The organism is Brevundimonas sp. 01N35, assembly GCF_056399785.1.
On sequence record NZ_JBFTRZ010000005.1, the window covers coordinates 138250 to 157004 of the forward strand.

General features: G+C 68.0%; 20 protein-coding genes and 1 riboswitch. Of the genes, 10 read left to right on the forward strand and 10 right to left on the reverse strand.

Going from position 1 to position 18755, the window contains the following annotated elements:
* Positions 1-2: 2 nt before the first annotated feature.
* The 8 genes from nagZ (at position 3) to AC1DJ5_RS06985 (ending at position 5655) form a co-directional block, all read left to right on the forward strand.
* Entirely contained in the window at positions 3-1049 is a 1047-nt protein-coding gene (gene nagZ / locus AC1DJ5_RS06950; protein WP_477020111.1) for a beta-N-acetylhexosaminidase, read from the forward strand.
* 2 nt (positions 1050-1051) lie between these two features.
* Positions 1052-1879, forward strand: a complete 828-nt coding sequence (locus tag AC1DJ5_RS06955; RefSeq protein WP_477020112.1) for a segregation and condensation protein A — start codon at positions 1052-1054, stop codon at positions 1877-1879.
* 199 nt (positions 1880-2078) lie between these two features.
* A complete protein-coding gene (scpB, locus tag AC1DJ5_RS06960; protein WP_477020113.1) occupies positions 2079-2747 on the forward strand; it encodes an SMC-Scp complex subunit ScpB in 669 nt (222 codons plus the stop codon).
* A gap of 214 nt (positions 2748-2961) precedes the next feature.
* The gene (locus AC1DJ5_RS06965; RefSeq protein ID WP_441455324.1) at positions 2962-3324 is read left to right on the forward strand and encodes an AtpZ/AtpI family protein; all 363 of its coding nucleotides are present in this window, start codon (positions 2962-2964) and stop codon (positions 3322-3324) included.
* Between the two features lie 50 nt (positions 3325-3374).
* Positions 3375-4139 carry a F0F1 ATP synthase subunit A gene (locus tag AC1DJ5_RS06970; RefSeq protein ID WP_441455326.1) on the forward strand — a complete coding sequence of 255 codons (765 nt, stop codon included), beginning with the start codon at positions 3375-3377 and terminating at the stop codon, positions 4137-4139.
* Positions 4140-4197: 58 nt separating this feature from the next.
* Entirely contained in the window at positions 4198-4422 is a 225-nt protein-coding gene (locus AC1DJ5_RS06975) for a F0F1 ATP synthase subunit C (RefSeq protein ID WP_441455328.1), read from the forward strand.
* An 83-nt stretch (positions 4423-4505) separates the two neighbouring features.
* Positions 4506-5138, forward strand: a complete 633-nt coding sequence (locus tag AC1DJ5_RS06980; RefSeq protein WP_441455329.1) for a F0F1 ATP synthase subunit B family protein — start codon at positions 4506-4508, stop codon at positions 5136-5138.
* Between the two features lies 1 nt (position 5139).
* The gene (locus tag AC1DJ5_RS06985) at positions 5140-5655 is read left to right on the forward strand and encodes a F0F1 ATP synthase subunit B (RefSeq protein ID WP_441455330.1); all 516 of its coding nucleotides are present in this window, start codon (positions 5140-5142) and stop codon (positions 5653-5655) included.
* A gap of 76 nt (positions 5656-5731) precedes the next feature.
* On the opposite strand, the gene AC1DJ5_RS06990 is transcribed toward AC1DJ5_RS06985, so the two are convergent.
* The 6 genes from AC1DJ5_RS06990 to gcvT all read right to left on the reverse strand — a co-directional run bounded on the left by AC1DJ5_RS06990 (position 5732) and on the right by gcvT (position 11664).
* On the reverse strand, positions 5732-6202 hold the full coding sequence (locus tag AC1DJ5_RS06990) for a DUF6789 family protein (RefSeq protein ID WP_441455332.1): 471 nt from the start codon (positions 6200-6202) through the stop codon (positions 5732-5734).
* A gap of 120 nt (positions 6203-6322) precedes the next feature.
* Positions 6323-6736, reverse strand: a complete 414-nt coding sequence (locus AC1DJ5_RS06995; protein ID WP_477020114.1) for a hypothetical protein — start codon at positions 6734-6736, stop codon at positions 6323-6325.
* A 228-nt stretch (positions 6737-6964) separates the two neighbouring features.
* Positions 6965-8545, reverse strand: a complete 1581-nt coding sequence (gene gcvPB, locus AC1DJ5_RS07000; protein WP_477020115.1) for an aminomethyl-transferring glycine dehydrogenase subunit GcvPB — start codon at positions 8543-8545, stop codon at positions 6965-6967.
* Positions 8546-8559: 14 nt separating this feature from the next.
* The gene (gene gcvPA, locus AC1DJ5_RS07005) at positions 8560-9906 is read right to left on the reverse strand and encodes an aminomethyl-transferring glycine dehydrogenase subunit GcvPA (RefSeq protein ID WP_477020116.1); all 1347 of its coding nucleotides are present in this window, start codon (positions 9904-9906) and stop codon (positions 8560-8562) included.
* Between the two features lie 116 nt (positions 9907-10022).
* A complete protein-coding gene (gene gcvH / locus AC1DJ5_RS07010; protein ID WP_441455613.1) occupies positions 10023-10388 on the reverse strand; it encodes a glycine cleavage system protein GcvH in 366 nt (121 codons plus the stop codon).
* Positions 10389-10548: 160 nt separating this feature from the next.
* On the reverse strand, positions 10549-11664 hold the full coding sequence (gene gcvT / locus AC1DJ5_RS07015) for a glycine cleavage system aminomethyltransferase GcvT (RefSeq protein ID WP_477020117.1): 1116 nt from the start codon (positions 11662-11664) through the stop codon (positions 10549-10551).
* Between the two features lie 144 nt (positions 11665-11808).
* Positions 11809-11907: riboswitch (glycine riboswitch) on the reverse strand.
* A gap of 114 nt (positions 11908-12021) precedes the next feature.
* Between gcvT and AC1DJ5_RS07020 the strand changes: the two genes are divergently transcribed.
* Positions 12022-12990, forward strand: a complete 969-nt coding sequence (locus tag AC1DJ5_RS07020; RefSeq protein WP_477020118.1) for a class 1 fructose-bisphosphatase — start codon at positions 12022-12024, stop codon at positions 12988-12990.
* Positions 12991-13129: 139 nt separating this feature from the next.
* On the opposite strand, the gene AC1DJ5_RS07025 is transcribed toward AC1DJ5_RS07020, so the two are convergent.
* From AC1DJ5_RS07025 to AC1DJ5_RS07035, 3 genes are all read right to left on the reverse strand, one after another.
* Positions 13130-14140, reverse strand: a complete 1011-nt coding sequence (locus AC1DJ5_RS07025) for an adenosine deaminase (RefSeq protein ID WP_477020119.1) — start codon at positions 14138-14140, stop codon at positions 13130-13132.
* A gap of 243 nt (positions 14141-14383) precedes the next feature.
* On the reverse strand, positions 14384-16186 hold the full coding sequence (gene argS / locus AC1DJ5_RS07030) for an arginine--tRNA ligase (protein ID WP_441455341.1): 1803 nt from the start codon (positions 16184-16186) through the stop codon (positions 14384-14386).
* On the reverse strand, positions 16186-16851 hold the full coding sequence (locus AC1DJ5_RS07035; RefSeq protein ID WP_441455342.1) for a DUF2057 domain-containing protein: 666 nt from the start codon (positions 16849-16851) through the stop codon (positions 16186-16188). The genes argS and AC1DJ5_RS07035 overlap by 1 nt, the downstream gene beginning before the upstream one ends.
* A gap of 148 nt (positions 16852-16999) precedes the next feature.
* Here AC1DJ5_RS07035 and ispH point away from each other — a divergent pair, with 148 nt between their 5' ends.
* Positions 17000-17995 carry a 4-hydroxy-3-methylbut-2-enyl diphosphate reductase gene (gene ispH / locus AC1DJ5_RS07040; RefSeq protein WP_441455343.1) on the forward strand — a complete coding sequence of 332 codons (996 nt, stop codon included), beginning with the start codon at positions 17000-17002 and terminating at the stop codon, positions 17993-17995.
* Positions 17996-18137: 142 nt separating this feature from the next.
* Here ispH and AC1DJ5_RS07045 read toward each other — a convergent pair whose 3' ends face one another.
* Entirely contained in the window at positions 18138-18704 is a 567-nt protein-coding gene (locus tag AC1DJ5_RS07045) for a DUF3035 domain-containing protein (RefSeq protein WP_441455344.1), read from the reverse strand.
* Positions 18705-18755 lie beyond the last annotated feature (51 nt).

Below are 18755 nucleotides of genomic sequence, written 5' to 3' on the forward strand. Positions count from 1 at the left end.
GCATGACCTCCGCCGCCATCTACGGCTGTTCCGGCCATAAGCTGACGGCGGAGGAGCGCGCCTTCTTCGCCGAAGTCCGCCCCTGGGGCTTCATCCTGTTCCGGCGCAACGTGGACAGCCCCGATCAGGTCAAGGCCCTGGTGGCCGAGCTGCGCGACAGCATCGGCCGCGACGACGCGCCGGTCCTGATCGACCAGGAGGGCGGCCGGGTGCAGCGCCTCGGCCCGCCGCACTGGTCCAAGTATCCGCCGGGCGCCGCCTATCTTCAGGCGACAGGAAACGCGGCGGCGGCGCGCGAACTGGTGCGTCTGGGGGCGCGGCTGATCGCCCACGACCTGCGCGAACTGGGCATCACCGTGGACTGCGTGCCGGTGCTGGACGTGCCGGTGCCGGGCGCTCACGACATCATCGGCGACCGGGCCTACGCCCAGGACCCCGCCACCGTGGCCCAGCTGGGCCGGGCGGCGGCCGAGGGGCTTCTGGCGGGCGGCGTCCTGCCCATCATCAAGCATATCCCCGGCCACGGCCGCGCCTTCTCGGACAGCCACCACGACCTGCCGGTGGTCGAGACTGATCTGGCGATGCTGGACGCCTGGGACTTCGCTCCGTTCAAGGCCCTGTCGGACATGCCGATGGCGATGACGGCCCACGTCGTCTTCACCGCCGTCGACGCCAAGCGCCCGGCCACGACCTCCAAGAAGGGCATCCGCCTGATGCGCGAGCATCTGGGGTTCTCGGGCCTGATCATGTCCGACGACCTGTCGATGAAGGCCCTGTCGGGCACGCTGACCGAGCGCGCCGAACAGTCGCTTAAAGCGGGCTGCGACGTCATCCTGCACTGCAACGGCGACCTCGGCGAAATGCGTCAGGCAGCCGAGGGGACTGGCAGGCTGAAGGGCGAGGCCAAACGCCGCGCCGAGGCTGCGCTCAACCGCATCGTCCACACGCCCGAGCCGCTGGATGTGGCCGAGGCCCGCGCCCGGCTGGAGGCGGCCCTGAGCGGTCGTTTCGAAGCCAAGGGGCCGGACGTCGGCGAGGCCCAGGCCTAAAGATGGATCAGGCGTTCCAGCCCAATCTGGACTTCGCCGCCGTTGACGACGCTGACGCCGCCGAGGCCTTCGTCGTTGATCTGGAGGGCTATGAAGGGCCGCTGCACGTCCTGCTGGCGCTGGCGCGCACGCAGAAGGTGGACCTGCTGAAGCTGTCCATCACCAGGCTGGCGGAACAGTATCTGGCCTTCGTTCACGAGGCGCGGCGGCGCAACTTCGCCATGGCCGCCGACTACCTGGTGATGGCGTCCTGGCTGGCCTATCTGAAGTCGCGCCTGCTGCTGCCGCGCACCGAAAAAGGCAAGGCGGAGGAACCGCCGGCCGAGGAGATGGCCGCCGCGCTCGCGTTTCGCCTGCAAAAGCTGGAGGCTATGCGCCGCTCGGTCGAGGCCATCACCAGCCGCCCGCAGCTGAAGCGCGATGTCTTCACGCGCGGCGACCCGGAAGCCACCGTCATCATCCCGTCGGACCGCGTGGACGCCAGCCTCTATGAGCTGATGGCCGCCTATGTCGCCCAGCGTCGGCGCGAGGAGCGCCGCAACTATGCGCCCGGCCAGCGGGTCGAGGCCTTCCAGCTGGAGGCCGCGCGCGACTGGCTGCGGGCCATGATGCCGCGTCTGGCCGACTGGACGCCGCTGGATCAGGTGGCGCCCGCGCGCGAGGACAGCGAAGGCGAGGGGCCGAGCCAGGCCAGCTATACCGCTTCGACCCTGTCGGCCAGTCTGGAGCTGGTGAAGGAGGGGGCGATGGACGTGCGCCAGGCCGAGGCCTTCGCCGACGTCTTCCTCAAGCGCCGGGGCTTGGGCCAACCCCTGGAGCTGACGCCGTGAGTCATTCTGATCCGCTCATCCCGGCGCTCTTCTCCACGTCATCCTCGGGCTTGTCCCGAGGATTCAGAAACGTATCCTTGCTTCGTCAGGCGAGGCGCATCCTTTCTTCAGCGTCGTGTCTCTGGATCCTCGGGACAGGCCCGAGGATGACGGATGGAGGGGGCCTGGGCAGAAGCGGCGCGCATGGGGAGCGTTCCTGATGTCTAACCTCACCTTCATCCCCGACGACGCCGAGATCGAGCGCCGGGTCGAGGCGCTGTTGTTCGCCGCCGCCGCGCCGCTGTCGGCGGCCGAGATCGCGCGTCGTCTGCCCGAGGGCGCCGACGCGGGGCGGGCCATCGCGGCCCTGCGCCAACGTTATCAGGGACGCGGCGTCGAGTTGGAATGCGTCGCCGATCGCTGGCGTTTCCGCACCGCCGCCGACCTGGGCTTCCTGATGACCGAGGAGCGCGAGGAGCCGCGTCGCCTGTCCAAGGCCGCGCTGGAGACCCTGGCCATCATCGCCTACCACCAGCCCTGCACCCGCGCCGAGATCGAGAGCGTGCGCGGCGTCTCCCTGTCCAAGGGCACGCTGGACCTGCTGCTGGAGATGGACTTCGTGCGGCTGCGCGGGCGTCGCCGCACGCCGGGGCGGCCTGTCACCTACGCCACGACCGACCGCTTCCTCGAGCATTTCAGCCTGGCCAGCCTCTATGACCTGCCTGGCGTGCAGGAGATGAAGGCGGCGGGGCTGCTGGACCTGTCGATTCCTGTCGGCTTCGAGGTGCCCGATCCCACGCGTAGCGGCGAGTCGGAAGGCGAGGACCTGCTGGCCGCCCTCGACGACGGCGCGCCCGAATTCGCCCAGGACTTCGTCAACGAGGACTAGTTTTTAGGGACCTGCGACGCCTTGGCGCGGTCAGGGGCCCGTCGCCGACAGCGACGCATCGCCACGCCCTCGCCGCAATGAGTAAGAAAATCTGATATTCCAATACCTTGTGCACTCCGTTCCGTGCCTTGACCTTCGGCCCCCTCGGCTATAGGTTCCGCGCCGAATTCAGACCTGCCCTGGCGTCCCTGCCGGGGTGCTGAGCGCACAGGCCATGTCCCCAACGATGGAATCGCGCGAAGAGGCGATCAAACGCCTCAACGAGCAGGCCGACTCGCTCAAGGCACGGGCCACGCCGACGCCTCCCGACTATGGGGCGAACGCGGCGGGCTACGGCTATCGCCTGATGGGCGAGATGATCGGCGGCCTGGCTGTCGGTCTGGGTCTGGGGTGGGGTTTCGATCTTCTGGTCGGGACCATGCCTTGGGGAATTATCGCCGGAACCCTGATCGGTTTCGGTCTATCGATCTGGCTGGCGGTTCGTTCGGCCCGAAAAATGAGTGCGATCGCGTTGAAGGAACTGGGGCCTCCCCAGGATCTGACCGACGACGAGGTCGAGGACGAGCGGGATTTTTGACCAAACTGTCGTACGGCGGTTTGGCCTTTTGACTTAGGAGACCGGGCGGCATGGCCGATCCGATGCACCAGTTCCAGATCAGCAAGGTTGTTGATCTTCCGGCCGTCAACGTGCCCGGCCTCGGCATGGTTGATCTGTCGATCACCAACTCGACGCTGGCCATGATGGTCGCCGCCGTGCTGATCACCCTGTTCTTCACCGCCGTGACGGCCAAGCCAAAGCTGGTGCCTGGTCGACTGCAGGTGGTGGGCGAGGGGGCGTTCGCCTTCATCGACGATCTCGCGGTCTCGATCATGGGTGAACAGGGCCGCGCCTTCTTCCCCTTCATCCTGACGCTGTTCGTCTTCATTCTGTCGCTGAACCTGCTGGGCATGCTCACGGTCTTCACCGCGACGTCGCAGGTCGCCGTGACCGCCACCTTCGCCATGCTGACCATCCTGCTGGTCATCGGCGTCGGTTTCGCCAAGAACGGCATCAAGTTCTTCAAGCTGTTCGCCCCGACGGGCGTGCCGTGGTACCTGCTGCTGCTGGTTTCGCCGATCGAGTTCATCTCCTTCCTGCTGCGTCCGGTGTCGCTGGCCCTTCGTCTGTTCGGCAACATGCTGGGCGGTCACGTGGCGATGAAGGTCTTCGCCGGCTTCGTGGTGACGCTGGGCGGCATCGGCCTGATCGGCATCCCCGGCGCGGTTCTGGCCATGGGCGGCGTGGTCGCCCTGACAGCGCTGGAGTTCCTCGTCGCCTTCCTGCAAGCTTTCGTTTTCGCCGTTCTGACCACCGTGTATCTGAACGACGTCGTGCATCTGGATCAGCACTAAGCGCTGGGCCAGCCCGCCAACCCTTTCTTTCAATCCATCCCAACGAGGAACTAAAGTTATGGATGCTGAAGCAGCAAAATACATCGGCGCCGGTCTCGCTACCCTCGGCATGATCGGTTCGGCCCTCGGCGTCGGCCTGATCTTCTCGGGCTTCCTGCAAGGCGCCACGCGTAACCCTTCGGCCGCTCCCGGCCAGTTCACCAACCTGATCCTGGGCGCCGCCCTGGCTGAAGCACTGGGCATCTTCGCCTTCGTGATCGGCCTGCTCTGCCTGTTCAGCTAAGTCGAACTGAATATCTGGGCGGCGGCGCGGTCTTCACGACCGTTCCGCCGCTCGCGTCTTTCTGAGATCACCGGATAGAGCCCATGGCCGCCCCTATCGCGAGCGTCGCCTCGCAAGACCCGACCCAGCCTGCGCCGACCGTCACCGTCCAGAACGGTGAGATCGCGCCCGTGGCCGCCCCCGAGGCGACCCATCAGGCCGAAGTCGCCCACGGCGACGCCCATGGCTCCGGCGGTCTGCCGCAGCTGGAGATGCAGCACTGGGCTGGTCAGATCGTCTGGCTGCTGCTGATCTTCGCCGTTCTCTACATTCTGCTGTCGAAGGTCTTCCTGCCGCGTCTGCGTGCCGTTCGTGACGAACGCGCCGGGACGATCGCCGGCGCCGTCGACGCCGCCCGTCAGGTGCAGGCCGAGGCCGCCACCCAGGCGGACGCCGCCAAGGCCGACGTCGCCAAGGCCCGCGCCGACGCCCGCGCCACCGCCGCCGCCGCCAAGGCTCGCGTGACCGAAGAGGCCCACGCCCGTCAGGCCGCCGAGGAAGCCGTCGTCAACGCCCGCATCGCCGAGGCCGAGACCGCCATCGGCAAGACCCGCGACGCGGCCATGGCCAATGTCTCGACCATCGCCTCCGACACCGCCCGCGCCATGGTCGAGCGTCTGACCGGCAAGGCCGCCACGGCCGCCGAAGCCGACGCCGCCGTCAAGGGAGCCGCCTGACATGCCCGCCTTCTTCAATCCTGAGTTCTGGGATCTCTCGAACGCCGAGTTCTGGGTCGCCGTCGGTCTGGTGATCTTCCTGGGCATCCTGGTTCTGGCCAAGGTGCCGGGCGCCATGGCCAAGGCCCTGGACGCGCAAGGCGCCAAGATTCAATCGGAACTGGACGAGGCCGCCCGCCTGCGCGCCGAAGCCGAAGCCATGCTGGCCCAGATCCGTCTGGAAAAGGCTGAAGCCGAAGCTCAGGCCGCTGACATGCTGGCCGCCGCCGAAGCCGACGCTCGCCGTCTGGAGGCCGAAGCCAAGGTTCGTCTGGAAGAGGGTCTGGCCCGTCGTCAGGCTCTGGCCGAACGCCGCATCGCCCAAGCCGAGGCTCAGGCCACGATCGAGGTCAAGGCCGCTGCCGCCGACCTGGCGGCCAAGGCGGCTCAGGACATCCTGGCCGCTCGTCTGGCCGGCGCCAAGGGCGACGCCCTGATCGACGCCGCCATCAGCCAGATCGGCGTCAAGCTGAACTGACCGCTGTCATAGCGACAAACACATCAGGCCCCGCCGGCGACGGCGGGGCCTTTTGCGTTTCAGCGGTTCGCCTCGATCAGTGAGCCGGTGCGCCGTGGATGAAGCCGGCGGCGCGCTTCTCGCGGGCCAGCAGCCGGGCGAAGACGTTGCCCATCACGCCGCCGAAGATCATGTGCGTGATCAGCATCCAGCCGAAGGTGCCGAAGCCGGCGCTTCCGGTGAAGGTGCGCGGGTCGCCCATCATGGTGATGATCAGCATCATCGCCACCCAGGCCGCCACGGCGAACAGGATGCCCCTGGTCTCTGGCGTCTTGGTTGGCAGCCGGTCGTAGATGACCGCGAAAAGCGGCCCCAGGATCAGCGATCCGATGACGAAGTGGATGGCCCAACCGGCCGCCAGATTGCCCGGCATGCCGAACATCTTGGCGACGACCTCGGGGAACGGGTCGAAGACCTTGGCGAACAACAGGTTCACCAACTCGAGAATGGAAACCGCGACGGTCGCAATGAAGCCGGCGACGATTCCCTGTTTTACGCGTGACATCATGAGAAAAGCGCCTCCCAACGCTATCTGTCTTTTGACTACGCGAGGGGAGCATACGCCGTTCATCGCCGACCGGGTTACGGCGGTGTTCACGTTACCGTGTGCGGTGAAATGAGGCTTTTTTTAGCGGAACAGCTTGCGGAATGAGCGGCGGACGCGCTTGCGGGCCCGGATCAACTGGCGGGACGGGCGTTTGCGCAGCACCACCTTTTCGGCGCGGAGGGCCTGTTGCCAGAAAACTGGGGCGATCTCCGGGTTCTTCCGCATCAGGCGGCGGAAGGGATAGACCCACTTCGGCCGGGCGTGCTGGGCGCGGATGAACTGCCGCTTGGCCCACCAGGAATTGCGCAGCAGCAGAATCAGGCCGAGCGCGATGACGGGCACGCCGCCGGGGCCGGGCAGGGGGGCGATCAGAATGCCCAGGCCGATGATCAGCATGCCCAGCGACATCATCCCCAGCCGCTTCGCACGACGCAGCAGTCCGGGCCTCTGGCGAGGCCGGCTGTGGGCGCGGAAGGAAATCAGGGCCAGGGTCACGGGCGCCACGGGCTAGGGGGAGGAGGGCAGGCAACAACGCCTCCTCGCGCCGGCCGGCGTCCTCCTGATGGAGGCCGCACCGACCGCAGCGACGCTGTCACACTCTCCTAGACACGCGCGACAAGGCCGAACCGTGGCGTGTGAATGACGCTTTCGTAAGAGGGGTCTAAATGCAAAACGCCGTGTCTCGAAAGACACGGCGCTCTACTTCAGGTCTCGATCGGGCGTCTATTCGGCGGCGATGTTGGAGCCTTCCGGGGCCGACCAGCGCAGGCGCGGCGAGCGGGCGGCGCGGGTCTCGTCCAGACGCCGCAGCGGCGCATGGAAGGGCGCGCCCTTGAAGCGATCCACGTCGCCGGCTTTCGCCGCCTCGGCCAGCAGGCGCATGGCGTGGATGAAGCGATCCAGCTCGGCCTTGGACTCGGTTTCCGTCGGCTCGATCAGCATGGCCCCGTGGACGACCAGGGGGAAATACATGGTCATCGGGTGGAAGCCCTCGTCGATCATCGCCTTGGCGAAGTCGAGCGTGGTGATGTCCGTGCCCTTCAGCCATTCGTCGTCGAACAGGGCCTCGTGCATGCAGGGGCCTTCGGGGAAGGCAACGCTCATCAGGTCCGACAGGCGGGCCTTGATGTAGTTGGCGTTCAGCACGGCGTCCTCGGCCACCTGACGCAGGCCGTCAGAGCCGTGGCTCATCATGTAGGACAGGGCGCGCACATACATGCCCATCTGCCCCTGGAAGGCGCACAGACGGCCGAAGGCCTGGGCCGCCTCGTCTTCCTCGCGCTCGACCAGCTTGTAGCAGTCGCCCGTGTTCACGACCCACGGAGCGGGCGCGAAGGGGGCCAGGGCTTCCGACAGCACGACCGGGCCCGCGCCCGGGCCGCCGCCGCCGTGCGGCGTCGAGAAGGTCTTGTGCAGGTTGATATGCATGGCGTCGACGCCCAGGTCGCCGGGGCGGACCCGGCCGACGATGGCGTTGAAGTTGGCGCCGTCGCAATAGAAGTAGGCGCCCGCCTCGTGCGTCAGGCGGCTGATCTCCAGGATGTCGCGCTCGAACAGGCCGCAGGTGTTCGGATTGGTGACCATGATGGCCGCCACGTCCGGACCCAGCTTGGCGGCCAGATCAGCCACGTCCACGCGGCCGTCGTCGGTCTGGGCGACCTCGACCACCGAATAGCCGACGAAGGCGGCGGTGGCCGGGTTGGTGCCATGGGCCGAGGTCGGAACCAGCACCTTGCGGCGCTGTTCATGCTCGCCCTTGGCCTCGTGGGCGGCGCGGATGGCCATCAGGCCGCACAGTTCGCCGTGGGCGCCGGCCTTGGGCGACAGGGCCACCGCGGGCATGCCCGTCAGCGTCTTCAGCCAGTGGGCCAGTTGGTCCATCAGCTCCAGCGCGCCCTGAACCGTCGATTGCGGCTGCAGCGGGTGGATGTCCGAGAAGCCCGGCAGACGCGCCATCTTCTCGTTCAGGCGCGGGTTGTGCTTCATCGTGCACGAACCCAGCGGATAGATGGCCAGGTCGATGGCGTGGTTCTTCTGGCTCAGGCGCACATAGTGGCGCATGGCCTCGGGCTCCGACAGGCCAGGAAGACCAATCGGGTCCTTGCGGACCAGGTCGCCCAGGTCCGAACCGTCGGTGGCGGGCTTGGGCAGGTCGACGCCGGTCTTGCCCCAGCCTTCGCCCTCGAAGATCAGGATCTCGTCCTGCAGCAGGCCGCGTCCGCCGGTCAGGGTCGGGTGCTTGTAGTCGTTGTCCGGCGTGGCGTTCGGGGTGGTCGGGCGGCCGACAGTGTTCATCGTGCTCATGGTTCTATCTCCGCTCAGGCCGCCAGGACCTTGGCGAGCGAACCCGCCAGAATCGTGATGTCGGCGTCCAGGGTGGTCTCGGTCGCGGCGACCAGCAGGACATTGTCCAGACCCGCTTCCGGGGCCAAACGGCTGTAGGGCACGCCGGCCAGGATGCCGTGGTCGGCCAGGGTCTGCACCACCTCAGCGGCGTTCTTGGGCAGCTTGACGGCGAACTCGTTGAAGAAGCGGGGGGTCAGGACCTCGACGCCCGGAATGGCGGCCAGGGCGTCGCGCGTGGCGACGGCCTTCTCGTGGTTGAGCAGGGCCAGTTGGCGCAGGCCCGTCTCGCCCAGCAGGCTCATGTGGATGGTGAAGGCCAGGCAGCAGAGGCCCGAGTTGGTGCAGATGTTCGACGTGGCCTTGTCGCGGCGGATGTGCTGCTCGCGCGTCGACAGGGTCAGGACGAAGCCGCGACGGCCGTCGGCGTCGACGGTTTCACCGCAGTAGCGGCCGGGCGTCTGGCGCAGCAGCTTCTCGCGGGTGGCGAACAGGCCGATGTAGGGGCCGCCGAAGTTCAGGGCGTTGCCGATCGACTGGCCTTCGGCCGCGACGATGTCGGCGCCCATTTCGCCTGGCGACTTGAGCAGGCCCATCGACACGGCTTCCGTGACCACGACGATCAGCAGGGCGCCGGCGGCGTGGGCGGCCTCGGCGATCTTGGTCACGTCGGTGGCGGTGCCGAAGACGTTGGGGGTCTGGACGACGACGCAGGCCGTGTCCTTGTCGATGGCGGCGATGACGGCGTCTTCGGCGTCAACGGCGGCGCTCAGGACCTGGGTCTCGACGCCGACGGCGTGAACCACGGTCTCGGTCGCCTTGACGTAGTGGGGGTGCACCCCGCCTGAGATCACCGCCTTATTGCGACGGGTCACGCGGGTGGCCATCAGCACGCCTTCGGCCATGGCGGTCGAGCCGTCATAGAGGGAGGCGTTGGCGACTTCCATCCCGGTCAGGTTCGCGACCTGGGTCTGGAACTCGTACAGGTACTGCAGCGTGCCTTGGGCAATTTCCGGCTGGTAGGGGGTGTAGCTGGTCAGGAATTCCGACCGCTGGATCACGTGATCGACCGTGGCCGGGACGTGGTGCTTGTAGGCGCCGGCGCCGCAGAAGAAGGGCACGGTCGAGGCCGTGGCGTTCTTGCCCGCCATGGCCGAGAGGGCGCGTTCGACCTCCATTTCGCCGGCCACGCGGGGCAGGTCGACAAAGCCGTCGCGGCGCGCGGCCTGCGGCACGTCGATGAACAGGTCGTCGATGGATTGGGCGCCGATGGCGGCCAGCATGGCCTCACGGTCGTCGGGCGTCAGGGGGAGGTAGCGCATCGGGGGTCCTCGGCGGCATCCCGGAGGTCGCGGAAGGCGACGTCCGGGAGCGCTTCAAGCGGCGGGAAATCCGGCGATCCGGACCGGCGCGCCGCGCCGTCCGGGGACGACGGGTCTTACTGGGTGGCGAGGAAGGCGTCGTAGGCGGCCTGATCCATCAGGGCTTCGACCTGCGAAGCGTCCGAAATCCTGATCTTGGCGAACCAGCCTTCGCCTTCGGGATCGGCGTTGACGGTTTCCGGGGCCGAGGCCAGGGCGGCGTTGCCCTCGACCACTTCGCCCGAGACGGGGGCGTAGACGTCCGAGGCGGCCTTGACGCTTTCGACCACGGCGAAGCTGTCGCCCTGGTTGAAGCTCTTGCCGGCTTCCGGCGTCTCGACGAACACCACGTCGCCCAGGGCGTCAGCAGCGTGCTTGGAGATGCCGACTGTGGCGACGTCGCCCTCGAGGCGAACCCACTCGTGATCCTTGGTGAAGCGCATTTCGATCTTCCTCATGCGGCCGAAGCAGCCTGTTTAACTCGTCATCCTCGGCCTTGTGCCGAGGATCCAGACCCCCAGCTTGGGAAGTCGTGATCCGACGGCGGGCGTCGGTGTTTCTGGATCCTCGGGACAGGCCCGAGAATGACGGAATGAGAGGGCGTTAGGCCTTCGGCTTCCGATAGTAGCGGGTCGCCACGAAGGGGGTGGCGACGACTTCGGCGGCGGCGGGTTTGCCGCGCACGATGACTTTCAGGTCCGTTCCCAGCGCGGCGAAGGCTGGCGGGACGTAGCCCATGGCGATGTTGCGGCCCAGGGTCGGCGAGGGGCCGCCCGAGGTGATGACGCCGATGACGGCGCCGTCAGCGTCGGCGATCTCGGCGCCTTCACGGGCCGGGGCGCCTTCCTTGACGTGCAGGGCGACGCGGACGCGCGACGGGCCGTCGGCCAGTTCCTTGAGGATACGCTCGGCGCCGTTGAAGTCGGCGGCTTCCTTGCGCGACTTGGACAGGGCGAAGGTCAGCGCGGCCTCGACCGGGCTGGTCGTGGCGTCGACGTCGTGGCCGTGCAGCGGCAGGCCGGCTTCGAGGCGCAGGGAGTCGCGGGCGCCCAGACCGATCGGTTTCACGCGAGCGTCGGACAGCAGCAGGTTCCAGACGCGCTCGGCGTCGGCGTTCGGCACGGAAATCTCATAGCCGTCCTCGCCGGTGTAGCCCGAGCGCGAGACGAAGCAGTCGACGCCGAACAGCATCAGGCGGGCCGAATCCATGAAGCCCATCTCGGCCAGGACCGGCTCGTGCGCGGCCATGACCTCGGCGGCTTCCGGTCCCTGGATCGCCAGCAGGGCGCGGTCGTCGAGGACGACCAGCTTGGCGTCGCCGGCTAGGTTGGCGTTGAGGAAGGCGAAGTCGGCGTCCTTGTTGCCGGCGTTGACCACGACATAGAGGCCGTCATGGTCGGGCTTGCCCGCCATCAGGTCGTCCATGATGCCGCCCTCGGCGTTCAGCAGCAGGGAATACTTCTGCTTGCCGGCCTTCAGGATCTCGTAGTCGCCGGGCACGAAGCGCTGGAACTGTTGAATTGCGTCATGGCCGGTGATGCGGGCCTGGCCCATGTGCGAGACGTCGAACAGGCCGGCATGTTCGCGGGTCCAGCGGTGTTCCGCCAGAACGCCCTCATACTGGACCGGCATGTCATAGCCGCTGAAGCCGACCATGCGGGCGCCCAGCGCGCGGTGCGCGGCGTTGAGAGGGGTGGTCTTCAGGGCCTGGTCGCTCATGGCGCACTCCGGGTCGCGGGTTGCGGCGATAGCTTCGCCGTCGTCGCGCCCCCGCTGTCCTGAAGCCTGAGAGATTCCGACCGCCCCCCGATCGAGGTCGGCCTTGCTCCGTCGGCGCGCCATACGGCGACTTTCCAGCGTCCGTGCGCTTTCGCGGTCCTTTTGCCTGAGCGTTTCCGGGGCGGTTGCGCCTTCGGCTCCGACAGCCGCTGCGCGACCGTCGATCTCTCCCGCGAGAGCGTGCGACCTAAGGCCCCGACTCCGGCGCGAAGTCAAGCGGCGCCGGGCTTGCCGTGTACGATCCGAAGGGCCATGAGGAGCGCAAACGCCGCCCTCGCGACAGGATTGAAGGACGCCATGACCGCCCGCACCGACCTCGCCGCCCACCTTGCGTCGCTCAACCTGCCGCAGGGCCTGACCCAGACCCTGACGGTCGTCGCCGCCGCCTGCGTCGAAATCCGCAAGGTGGTGTCGGGCGGGGCCCTGGTCGGGGCTCTGGGCGCATCGGGCGCGGTCAACGTGCAGGATGAGGAGCAGAAAAAGCTCGACGTCATCGCCAACGACATCCTGACCCACGCCCTGCTGGCCTGCCCGGTCGTGGCGGGCGTGGCGTCCGAGGAAATGGACACGGTCCAGCCGGCGACGAACCCGGCGGGCCAATACTTGGTCCTGTTCGATCCGCTGGACGGCTCGTCCAACATCGACATCAACGCCCCGGTCGGCACCATCGTCTCGGTGCTGAAATCGCCGTCGGCCCCGCCGAGCGAGGCCGACTTCCTGCAACCGGGCCGCCAGCAGGCCGCGGCCCTCTACTGCCTCTACGGCGGCCAGACCATGCTGGTGCTGACGACGGGCCAGGGCGTTGCGGGCTTCACCCTGTCGCACGACGGCCAGTGGCTGATGACGCACGGCACGATCACGGTCCCGGCGGACACCAAGGAGTTCGCCATCAACATGTCGAACCAGCGCCACTGGGCCGAAAGCGTGCAGCGCTACATCGCCGGCTGCCTGGCGGGCGCCGACGGTCCCCGGGGCAAGAATTTCAACATGCGCTGGGTCGCCGCCATGGTGGCCGACGTGCACCGCATCCTGATGCGCGGCGGGGTGTTCCTGTATCCGTGGGACAAGCGCGAGCCGAACAAGCCCGGCAAGCTGCGCCTGATGTACGAAGGCAATCCCATGGCCTTCCTGATCGAACAGGCGGGCGGCAAGGCGACGACGGACGGGACCCAGGCCATTCTGGACGTGACCCCGACCGCCCTGCACCAGCGCATCCCCGTGGCCCTGGGCTCGGCCCACGAGGTCGATCAGATCGCGGCGGCCTAACCTTCACTCCGTCATCCCGGCCAAGCCTCGCATCGCGAGGCGCAGAGCCGGGACCGCCAAGGACTCGACATTCAAACGTTTGCGCTTCCGGCGGTCCCGGATCGAGCCTGCGGCTCGTCCGGGATGACGATAGGAGGGATCAGTGCGCCGCCGCGTAGGTCTCGACCTCGGCGATCCGCGCCGCCTTGTCGGCCTCGGGCAGGAAGCTGCCCTCGAAGCTGTTCTTGGCAAGCAGCACGACCTGCTCCCGCGTCAGGCCCACGGCCTTCGCCAGCTGGATGTAGTTGGCGTTCACATAGCCGCCAAAATAGGAGGGGTCGTCCGAGTTCAGGGTGACGTGCAGGCCGCGGCGCAGCATCTCGGGGACCGGGTGGTCCTTCAGGTCCTTGACCACGCGCAGCTTCAGGTTCGACAGCGGGCAGACCGTCAGCGTCATCTGGGACGCAGCCAGGCGTTCGATCAGGCCCTCGTCCTCCATCGAGCGGTTGCCATGGTCCATGCGGTCGATGTGCAGCAGGTCCAGCGCCTCGTGGACATAGGCGGGCGGGCCTTCCTCGCCGGCGTGGGCGCACAGCTTCAGACCCAGTTCACGGGCGGCGGCGAAGACGCGCTGGAACTTGGCCGGCGGATGGCCGACCTCGGACGAATCCAGCCCGACGCCGATGAAGTGGTGCAGATAGGGCTTTGCGGCCTCCAGCGTGGCGAAGGCTTCGTCCTCGGACAGATGACGCAGGAAGCTGAGGATCACGCCGCTGGTCACGCCCAGTTCCGCCTTGGCCCGGTCCATGCCCGCGATCAGGCCCTCGACCACCACGCCGAAGGGCACGCCCCGGTCGGTGTGGGTCTGGGGATCGAAGAAGATCTCGGCGTGGCGGACGTTGTCGGCGGCGGCGCGCTGGAAATAGGCGAAGGCCAGGTCCTCGAAGTCCCGACGCGTCAGGAGCACGGCCGCGCCCGCGTAGTAGATGTCGAGGAAGTCTTGAAGGTTGGAGAAGTCATAGGCCGCGCGCACGGCCTCGACGCTGTCATAGGGGATGGCGACGCCGTTGCGCTGCGCCAGTTCGAACATCAGTTCGGGCTCCAGCGAGCCTTCGATGTGCAGGTGCAGTTCGGCCTTGGGCAGACCGGCGATGAAGGCGTCGAGGGACATGGGGGAGGCTCCGTAACTTGGCCCCGACCTTAGCGAACCCGTTCCCGACCGTCATCTGCCGACCCTCTCCCGGCGGGAGAGGGCTTGAGCCTCGGAGAGCGAAGCGATCCGTAAGGCGAAAGGGTGAGGGGCTGGGGCGTCCGTCGGCGTAAGCCGCAGCGCAACGGCTCACACCGATTGAAAGCCTCGACCCTCATCCGGCCCTTCGGGCCACCTTCTCCCACCGGGAGAAGGAAGCAGTACTTACATCCGCTCCGGCGTCTCGATGCCCAGCAGTTCCAGCGCCTGTTCGAGCTGGTGCAGGCTGGCGGCGGCCAGGGCCAGGCGCGAGCCCTTGGTGGCGGCGTCGGGCGCGACCAGGATCGGGCAGGCGGCGTAGAATTTCGAGAAACTCTGCGCCAGCCGATAGGCGTGCTCGGCGATCAGGTTGGGCGAACGCTTGTCATAGGCGTCGGCCGTGGCCGCGTCGAAGGCGTCCAGCGTCAGGGCCAGGTCGCGCTCGGCCGGTTCGTTGATGGCGATGGCGGCGGTCGCGACGCCCTGATCGGCCGCCTTGCGCAGCAGGGATTTCACCCGCACGGCCTGATACAGCAGATAGGGGCCGGTCTTGCCCTCGAAGCTCATGAAGCGGTCGAGGTCGAAGACGTAGGAGGTGGTGCGGTTGTTCGACAGGTCAGCGAACTTCAGCGCCGCCACCGCCACCTTGCGGGCGATGTCCTCGAACTCGGCTTCCGGCAGGTCGTCGCCGAGTTTGGCCTCGTGCAGACGCTCGCGCGCCTTGTCGGTGGCCATGGTGATCAGGTCGTGCAGCTTCAGCACCCCGCCCGCGCGGGTCTTGAACGGCTTGCCGTCGGCGCCGTTCATGGTGCCGAAGCCGAGGTGCTCCAGCGACTTCTCGGGGGCGTAGCCGGCCAGATAGGCGGCGCGGAAGACCTGTTCGAAATGCTCGGCCTGACGCTCGTCGACGACGTAGAGGATCAGGTCGGGATCGATGGATTTGCGGCGGTCGAGGATCGTGGCCAGATCGGTCGTGCCGTACATGGCCGAGCCTTCCGACGAAACCACCAGCAGGGGCGGCGGGCTGGCGGCCTCGATGACCGAACCGTCGGCCAGCTTCTTCTTGCGGGTCTCGCCGGGCCTGGCGACGTGAACCACCTGGGCGCCGTCGTCCTCGACCAGCAGGCCGGTCTCCTTCAGGTGCGCCAGCATTTCGGGCATCAGGGGATCGGCGTCGCTCTCGCCGTTCCACAGGTCGAAGGTGACGTCGAGCGCGCCGAACTCACGCTCCAGCGCGGTGCGGCTGACGGCGACGAAATGAGCCCACAGCGCGCGGTAGCCCGGACGGCCGCCCTGCAGTTCGGCCGTCGCTTTGCGGGCGCGGTCGCGGAAGGCGGGGTCTTCCTTGGCCTTGGCGGCGGCCTGCGGATAGAGGCGCTCAAGGTCTTCCAGCGTGACCGGGCTGTCGGGGGGGAAGGGACCGTCGCCGTCGGCCATGAAGGCGTCGGCCAGATGCTCGTCGCCGCAAGCGGTGATCAGCAGGCCCATTTGGAAGCCCCAGTCGCCGAAGTGGGCGTCGCCCCAGACGATGTCGCCGCGGAAGCGGAACAGGCGCTTCAGGCTCTCGCCGATGATCGACGAGCGCAGGTGGCCGACGTGCATCGGCTTGGCCACGTTGGGGCCGGCGTAGTCGATGACGACCTTGCGCGCGGGCGTGTTCAGCGAGGCGCCGGCTAGGGTCATGTCGGCGGCGACCTCGGCGGCGCGCTGCGCCAGGGCGGCGTTGGAGAGCTTCAGGTTGATGAAGCCGGGACCGGCGACTTCGACCGACGACAGGCGCGGGTCGGCGGCCAGGCGCTCGGCGACCTTGGCGGCCAGCTCACGCGGATTGGCCTTCAGCGCCTTGGCGGCGGCAAGCGCGCCGTTCGACTGGAAGTCGGCCAGATCGGGACGGTCGGAGGCGACGACGCGGGCGAGAGCGGCGTCCACGCCTTCGGCGGCGAAGGCGGCGGCTACCGCTTCGCCCAGGGAGGTTCTGAGATCGGTCATTAGTCGTTCGGTTGGGTCTGGCCGGCGGTGACGCGGAAGCGGCTGCCCGAGCGGTTGAACTCGGCCATTTCGGGCGTGACGTCGAAGCCGATCAGGACCTCGAAGTTGTTGCCGCTGGTGGTGGCGTCGGCGCGGGGGATGACGATGGACTCGGCCTTCTGGATCGAGGCGGTCTGCTGCCCGTCGAAATTGACCGGCAGGTCGAAATATTCCTTGGCCAGGACGGCCGTGTTCCGCTCGGTCACCGCCACCCAATAGCGATAGGTGCGGGTGTCGCCGCTGGCTTGCGGTCCCTTGCCGAGGTTGAACAGGATGTTGAAGTCCAGACGGATCGGATCGGCGCCGCGATAGGCGCAGTCGGCCGAGACGCCTTCGATCTCGCCCGTGAAGCCGACGCCCGCGGCCGAGGGGCGGTTGAAGTCGGCCAGCTCGACATAGCGGGCCGCGTCGTAGAGCACCTTCACATAGGGGCAGGGGCCGGCGTTGGCGCGGCGGTTCAACGGGGCGATGCGCACCTCGCGCGAGCGCTGCGACGTGCCCTGATCCGGCGACTGGCTGCCGCTTTTCTGGCCGCCTTGGCGGCCGCGAGACTGGGCCTCGGCGGATTGGGGAATCAGCGCGGCCGCGAGGGAGAGGGCGGCGAGGGCGGTCAGGACGCGACGCATCAGGAGCTTTCCGGCAGTCGAAAGGGGCGCGGGACGATCGGGCGTCCGACCAGGCCACGCTCGGTGGTGATAGCGGCTAAAGCGAGGCGCGGCAAACGCGACCATGCAGCCGGTGGCGGGAAGGCGCGCGAGCGACTAGGTTCCAGCCATGAACGCGCCCGTCTTGTCCTCAGTCTCGTCCTCTGGCTCGCCCTCCGCCCTTGAGCGCCGCCCCCTGAGCGTGCGCCTCGCCACGCCGCGCGGCTTCTGCGCCGGGGTGGACCGGGCGATCCAGATCGTGGAGCGCGCCATCGAGAAATTCGGCACCCCCGTCTATGTCCGCCACGAGATCGTCCACAACCGCCATGTCGTCGAACGGCTGAAGGGCATGGGGGCGGTCTTCGTCAAGGAACTGGACGAATGCCCCGACGACCGGCCGGTCGTCTTCTCGGCGCACGGGGTGCCCAAGTCGGTCCCCGCCACGGCGCGGTCGCGCGAACTTCTGTTCCTCGACGCCACCTGCCCCCTGGTGTCCAAGGTCCATGTCGAGGCCGAGCGCCATCACGCGGCGGGCCGGCACATCATCCTGATCGGCCACGCGGGCCACCCCGAGGTCGTCGGCACCATGGGCCAGTTGCCGCCCGGCGCCATCAGCCTGGTCGAGACGGCGGCGGACGCGGAGACCTTCCAGCGCCCCGGCGACCAGCCTCTGGCCTACGCCACCCAGACCACCCTGTCGGTGGACGACACCGCCGACATTCTGGCGGCGCTGAAGCGGCGCTTCCCGGAACTGCCGGACCCGCACAAGGAAGACATCTGCTACGCCACCACCAACCGGCAGGAAGCGGTCAAGCGCCTGGGCGAGGGCTGCCAGCTGGTGCTGGTGGTCGGCTCCAAGAACTCGTCCAACTCGGCCCGTCTGGTCGATGTGGCTCTGAAGGCGGGGGCCGGCGACGCGCGGCTGGTCGATGACGCGCGCGATGTGGACTGGTCGTGGTTCGACGGCGTGACGACCGTCGGCGTGACCGCCGGGGCCTCGGCGCCCGAGCCGCTGATCGAGGCCCTGATCGAGGCCATCCGCGGACGCTTCGACGCGACCGTGACCGAGGACGACGGCGAGCGCGAGACCGTCTCGTTCAAACTGCCGCGCGTCCTGACGGCCTGACGGCGGGTCGCCCCCTCCGTCTCGTCGGCTTCGCCGCCGCGCCACCTCCCCATGAAATGGGGAGGAAAGAAGATGCGCTAACGAAAAAGGGCGCGTCCGCCGAAACGAACGCGCCCCTTGATCTCTTGGCCATTCGGCCTTCTTACAGGCCCGGCAGCTTGAAGCCGCGATCCTTGCGCGGGGCGATGGTGATGCCCTGTTGCGCGCCGGTCAGGGCTTGAAGCCGCGCGTGTTCGGAGTTGGCGTCGATGGTCACGGCGCCCTGGGTAGTCTGGCTGACGGTCGGCGCCTGGGTGGCCGGATCATTCTTGCGCCAGAACATGACGCGGTTGGCCCAGCCCTCTTCCTTGTGGGCCAGGTCGCCGAACTCGTCGTCGACGACATAGCGGGCCAGGGGGTCGGCGCGGTCGGCGCCGGCCTGAGCGGCCAGGGCCTGTTCGCCGCCGGTGCGGGTCACGGCCTGGCGCTGACCCAGCAGGATCTGACGGGCGGCGCTTTCGGGGGCCAGTTCCTGCGGACGCGGCTGGCCCGGCGAGGGCGGGGTCAGGCCGTATTCCGGCGGCACCGACAGGGGCGCGCTGGCGACGGTGACGAACTCGTCCGGCACGACCTTGGTCAGGCCGATGCTCTGTTTCATGCTCGAACAGGCGGTCAGGCTGAGGGCGGTGGTGGCGAAAAGGGCCACGGTGAAGGCGCTACGGATACGCATAGGGTCAGCTCGGCTCCGGGAGGCGCGCCCAATGGCGCTGGCTCGGGACGA